This is a genomic window from Actinophytocola sp. (assembly GCF_045807065.1).
GTDB lineage: Bacteria > Actinomycetota > Actinomycetes > Mycobacteriales > Pseudonocardiaceae > Actinophytocola.
In genome coordinates this window covers 1-5,065 of record NZ_JBJMIE010000304.1, presented here as the reverse complement: position 1 = coordinate 5,065, position 5,065 = coordinate 1, and the positions used below count along the sequence as shown (strand labels likewise).

The 5,065-nt window shown below is 72.6% G+C and carries 4 protein-coding genes; 1 reads left to right on the top strand and 3 read right to left on the bottom strand.

What is annotated here, in order from left to right; all coding sequences use genetic code 11:
* The 3 genes from ACJ73U_RS17515 to ACJ73U_RS17505 all read right to left on the bottom strand — a co-directional run.
* The coding region (locus ACJ73U_RS17515) for a lysine 5,6-aminomutase subunit alpha TIM-barrel domain-containing protein (RefSeq protein ID WP_407778707.1) at positions 1 to 1,533 on the bottom strand (1,533 nt) is incomplete at its 3' end.
* Positions 1,533 to 2,966 carry an amidohydrolase gene (locus ACJ73U_RS17510; RefSeq protein ID WP_407778706.1) on the bottom strand — a complete coding sequence of 478 codons (1,434 nt, stop codon included), beginning with the start codon at positions 2,964 to 2,966 and terminating at the stop codon, positions 1,533 to 1,535. The genes ACJ73U_RS17510 and ACJ73U_RS17515, both read right to left, overlap by 1 nt.
* Entirely contained in the window at positions 2,963 to 4,060 is a 1,098-nt protein-coding gene (locus ACJ73U_RS17505; RefSeq protein WP_407778705.1) for an L-erythro-3,5-diaminohexanoate dehydrogenase, read from the bottom strand. Before ACJ73U_RS17505 ends, ACJ73U_RS17510 begins: the two co-directional genes overlap by 4 nt.
* A gap of 82 nt (positions 4,061 to 4,142) precedes the next feature.
* Between ACJ73U_RS17505 and ACJ73U_RS17500 the strand changes: the two genes are divergently transcribed.
* Positions 4,143 to 5,065: KamA family radical SAM protein (locus ACJ73U_RS17500; RefSeq protein ID WP_407778704.1), on the top strand; the 923-nt coding region annotated here is incomplete at its 3' end.

Genomic DNA, 5,065 nt, shown 5'->3' with positions numbered 1-5,065 from the left:
GTCCGCCGGGCGCCTGGTGATGCCGAACGTGCCGTCGGCGATCACCTGGATCAGGCCCTCCGGGTGGTCGGCGATCCGCCCCAGCAGCTCGACGGCCTCGGTGAGCACGGTGTGGGCGCGCCGGTCGATGAAGCCGCCCGGAGGGGGCCGGAAATCCTCGGTCAGGCCGCCGGCGGCGTTCAGCACGTACCGGACGTTGCGCAGCGCCAGGTCCCGGTCGCTCAGCCACGGGGTGACCACGGCCTCGGTCATCATCCCGACCAGCAGGATGCCCTGGCCGGTCAGCGCCCCGGCGAGGTTGAAGAAGCCGTCCAGCAGGTAGCCGCGGAACACGTCGCCGGTCATGTGCTTGGTCGGCGGCATCCACTTCAGCGGCGCGTCCGGGAACAGCTCGCGGGCCAGCAGGGCGTGCGCCAGCTCCAGGCGGAACGAGTCCGGTACCGCCGGGTTGATCTCGAACGCGTGGCCGAGGCCGAGCAGCTCGTCCGGCAGGCCCGCCTCGTGCGCGAAGTGCTCGTTGAGCAGCTGCGACACGGTGACCGTGTGCGCGGCGTCGACCGCGTCGGCGGTGGTGAGGTAGTTGTCCTCGCCGGTGTTGATGATGATGCCGGCGCGGGCGTGGACCTGGCGGGAGAACCGCTGGTCGACGAAGGTGCGGATCGGGTTGATGTCGCGGAACAGGATGCCGTACATGGAGTCGTTGAGCATCATGTCGAGGCGCTGCAGGCCGCCCAGGACGGCGATCTCCGGCATGCACAGCCCGGACGCGTAGTTCGTGACGCGGATGTAGCGGCCGACCTCCTTGGACACCTCGTCCATGGCGGCTCGCATGATGCGGAAGTTCTCCTGCGTGGCGTAGGTGCCCGCGAAGCCGTGGTGCGTCGCGCCTTCCGGCACGTAGTCCAGCAGGGACTGGCCGGTCGAGCGGATCACCGCGATGACGTCCGCGCCCGCACGGGCGGCGTTGGCGGCCTGGACGACGTCCTCGTCGATGTCGCCGGTGGCGACGATCAGGTAGATCCACGGGCGCTGCGGCGGGTTGCCGTACTTCGCGACGAGCCGGTCGCGCTGGGCGCGGTTGCGGTCGACCGTGCGCAGGCCCTTCGCCACCGCCGTCCGCCCCGCCTTCGCGGCGCGGTCGGCGTCGCGGCCCTCCGGGACCCGGTACCGGACCTGGCCGGCGGCGGTCGCCTCGGCCAGCTCGGTGAGGTTCGCCAGGTCGTGTTCGCGCAACGCGTGGAAGGCGGGGAGGACGACACCGTGTTCGAGGCCGCAGTGCTCGCGGACGGTGTCGACCACGCGGTTGACCCACGGCACGTCGCCGGCGCGGTGACCCGAGTCCGCGCCGGTGATGCCCGCGAGCCGCAGCGTGGCGCGTTCGACGGCGACCGTGGTGTGCGCCGTGGCGATACGGATGACCGGCTCGGCCGCCCGCGCGGCGAGCCGGCGCGCGGTCGCGACGGTGTCGGGGTCCAGGTCCAGCATGGCGTGGCCGCCGGCCCCCGGTTCGATCGTCTCACGCACCACTGACATCACGCCCCCTCGTAGATCGTCTTGCCGTCCAGGACTGTGCGCAGGCAGGTCTCGCCCCGCCACACCGCGAAGGTCGCGGGCGCGCCGACGTCGAGCAGGCCGCCGGTCTCCCCGGCCGCCGCCCAGCCGCCGCCGGTGTGCGCGGTGAAGGCCGTGTCCCGGTCGAGGCCGGAGCCCGGCGTGCGGTGCTCGACCGCCGCGCGGACGCTGGCCCACGGGTCGACCGGGGTGACCGGCGCGTCCGAGCCGAACGCGAGGGGCACGCCCTCCTTCACGAGCGTCGCGAACGGGTTCAGCGCGCTGCCCCGGTCCGGGCCGAGTCGTTCGGCGTACATGCCGTCGCGGCCGCCCCAGGTCGCGTCGAACAGCGGCTGCACCGACGCGGTCACGCCGAGCCGGGCCAGCTCACCGGCCTGTTCCGCGGTGACCATCTCCAGGTGCTCCAGCCGGTGCCGGGCGCTCGTGAGCGCCTGGTCCCCCACGACCTTCTCGGCCAGCTGGAACCCGGCGACCACCTCGGCGACCGCGGCGTCGCCGATCACGTGGAAGCCCGCCTGCCGGCCCGCCTCGGTGCACGCGACGACGTGCGCGGCGATCCGCTCCGCGTCGAGGTAGAGGGCGCCGCGGGTGTCCGGGCGGTCCGCGTACGGCTCGCTCAGGGCGGCGGTGCGGGAGCCGAGGGCGCCGTCGACGAACAGGTCCCCGGCCGAGCCCCTGACGCCGGGCGGTGGGTCGCCGAGTGCGCCCCAGTAGCCGACGATCCTTGGCAGGTCACCTGACCTGGAAAGGAGGTCGGCCAGGTCGTCCGCGTCGGAGATGTCCGGGCCGGCGCACTCGTGCACGCAGGCGATGCCCTTCGACGCGGCGTGGCGGAGGAACGCCAGCTGGGCCTCCGCACGCTGCTCCGGGGTGATCGAGTCGCGGGCGGCCCGGCGGACGTGGTGGTGGGCGTCGCGGGCGAGCGGGCCGTCGGCGGACCAGCCCGGCGCCGTGCGGGCGGTCGGGGCCAGCTCGACGAGTGCGGTGGACACCAGCGCCGAGTGCACGTCGATCCGGGAGAGGTACACGGGTGTACCGCCGGCGACGGCGTCCAGTTCGGCGCGGGTGGGCGGGCGGTGCTCCGGCCAGCGGGTCTCGTCCCAGCCGTGCCCCCAGAGCGGTACACCCGTACCGGCACGGTCCCGAACCGCGTCGAGGAGGTCGGCCAGGGAGTCGGTGGCCGTGAGGTCGAGACCCGTGTGCAGCAGGCCGGCCGACGTGGCGTGCACGTGGGCGTCGACGAACGCGGGGGCGATGAACGCGCCGTCCAGGTCGATCGTCGTGGCTGGTCGACCGGGGTACGCGTGGCCGAGCCAGGTGATGCGGCCACCCTCGACGGCCATGGTGGTCGCGTCGGCGCCGTGGACGCGTGCGTTCGTGTAGAGGGTCGTCATGGTGTCGCGGTGTTGAATTGGTCGCTCCCCTCCTGCACCCGGCCGCCTCCTGCGGAGGGGCTCCTCCGATCCGATCCAGTCTGCCGCTCGCGGTGTTCGAACAACTCGCGGACGCCTGGCGTGGTGCGGAACAGCTCGAGCGCGAACCGCGCGTGGCCCGGGACGAACCCGTTGCCGATGAGCATGCGGACGTCCGCCGCGAGCCCCTCCGCGCCGAGCGCCGCCGCCGAGAACGACGTGGCCATCGAGAAGAACACGATGGTGCCGCCGTCCGCCGTGGCCAGGACGGCGCCGTGCTCGCAGCCCGGCACGTCCACGCACACGACGGTCACGTCGACCTGCACGCCCACCGCCGCCGCGACCGCGACCGGGTTCCTGGCGTCGGCGACCACGACCTCGTCGGCGAGCCCGGCCGCGCGCACCGCGGTCGCCTCGGTCTCGGTTGGCACGAGCGCGACCAGCCGCTCCGCGCCCGCGCGCCGGGCCGCCGCCAGCGACAGGCTGCCCGACTTGCCGCCCCCGCCCAGAACCAATACAGATGACCCGGAACCGGCCTCGCGGACGACCCGGTCGGTCAGCGCCGGCGCCCCGCACACGTCGAACACCGACAGGGCCAGCTCGTCCGGCAGGTCGTCCGGCAGGACGGCCGCGATGGACCGGCCGAACAGGATGGCCGTGCCCCGGCAGGGCACCTGCTCGCTCTCCCCGGACCAGTTCGCGAGGCCGTCGTCGATGCGCAGCGGGGTGAGCGTGAGCGACACCAACGTGGCAATCCGGTCACCTTGCGTGAGCCCCAGGGGCGACTCCGGCCCCACCTCGCGCACGGTGCCGAGCAGCATGCCGCCCGAGCCGGTGACCGGGTTGTGCATCTTCCCGCGCCGCTCGACGATCTCGACCACCGCGCGCCGGACGGCGTCGGGTGCGCCGTGTTCCTCGCGCAGCTGGCGGTAGGAGGCCGCGTCCAGGTTGAGGCGCTCCACGTCGATGAGAACTTCATCGGGCCACAAGCCAGCCTCGGTCGACAGCCGCCACGCTTGCTGCGGCAGCACCCCCGCCGGATCGAGCACGCGATGTAGCCCGTATGGAGACGTCACACACGACCTCCTCCGAAGGATTTACGTCTGCACTACGTTCTGGCAGCATATCTTTACGTCAACCTAGCGACCAGGAGGACGGATGACGGCATTACACGACGGGGTGGCGGCCGACACGTCGATCTCGGACGCGGTGGACGAGGCCGCGCGACAACCGTACGAGTACGTCCGGCGAGAGCTGGTCGAGCCGGACTGGCGGCGGTTCCCGGGCTGGCGGGACGTGACGGAGGCGCAGTGGCGGGACGCGCAGTGGCAGCGGGTCCACTGCGTGCGCAACGTCAGGCAGCTGCGGGCCGTGGTGGGCGACCGGCTCGCCGAGTCGTTCTACGCGGACCTGGTCGCCGACCAGGAGCGGCTGGCGACGATGTCGATGCTGCTGCCACCCCAGATGCTGAACACCATGGCGCCGACGGTCACGGACGGTGACCTCACGAAGGCGTTCCTGGCGGACCCCGTCCGGCGCTACATGATGCCGGTGGCCAGCGACCGGGACCCGCTGTGGCCGAACCACCCGCACTCGTCACGCGACTCCCTGCACGAGGCGGAGATGTGGGTCGTCGAGGGGTTGACGCACCGCTACCCGACGAAGGTGCTGGCGGAGCTGCTGTCGACGTGCCCGCAGTACTGCGGCCACTGCACGCGGATGGACCTGGTCGGCAACTCGACCCCCTCGGTCGACAAGCACAAGCTGGCGCTCAAGCCGGTCGACCGCCAGGACCAGATGATCGACTACCTGAAGCGCACCCCGGGCGTGCGGGACGTGGTGGTGTCCGGCGGCGACGTGGCGAACGTGCCGTGGCACCAGCTGGAGTCGTTCCTGATGCGGCTGCTGGACATCGAGACCGTGCGCGACATCCGCCTGGCCACCAAGGCCCTCGCCGGCCTGCCCCAGCACTGGCTGCAGGGCGACGTGGTCGAAGGGCTCAACCGGGTCGCCATCACCGCCGAGCGGCGCGGCGTCAACCTGGCCGTGCACACCCACGTCAACCACGTGAACTCGCTGAC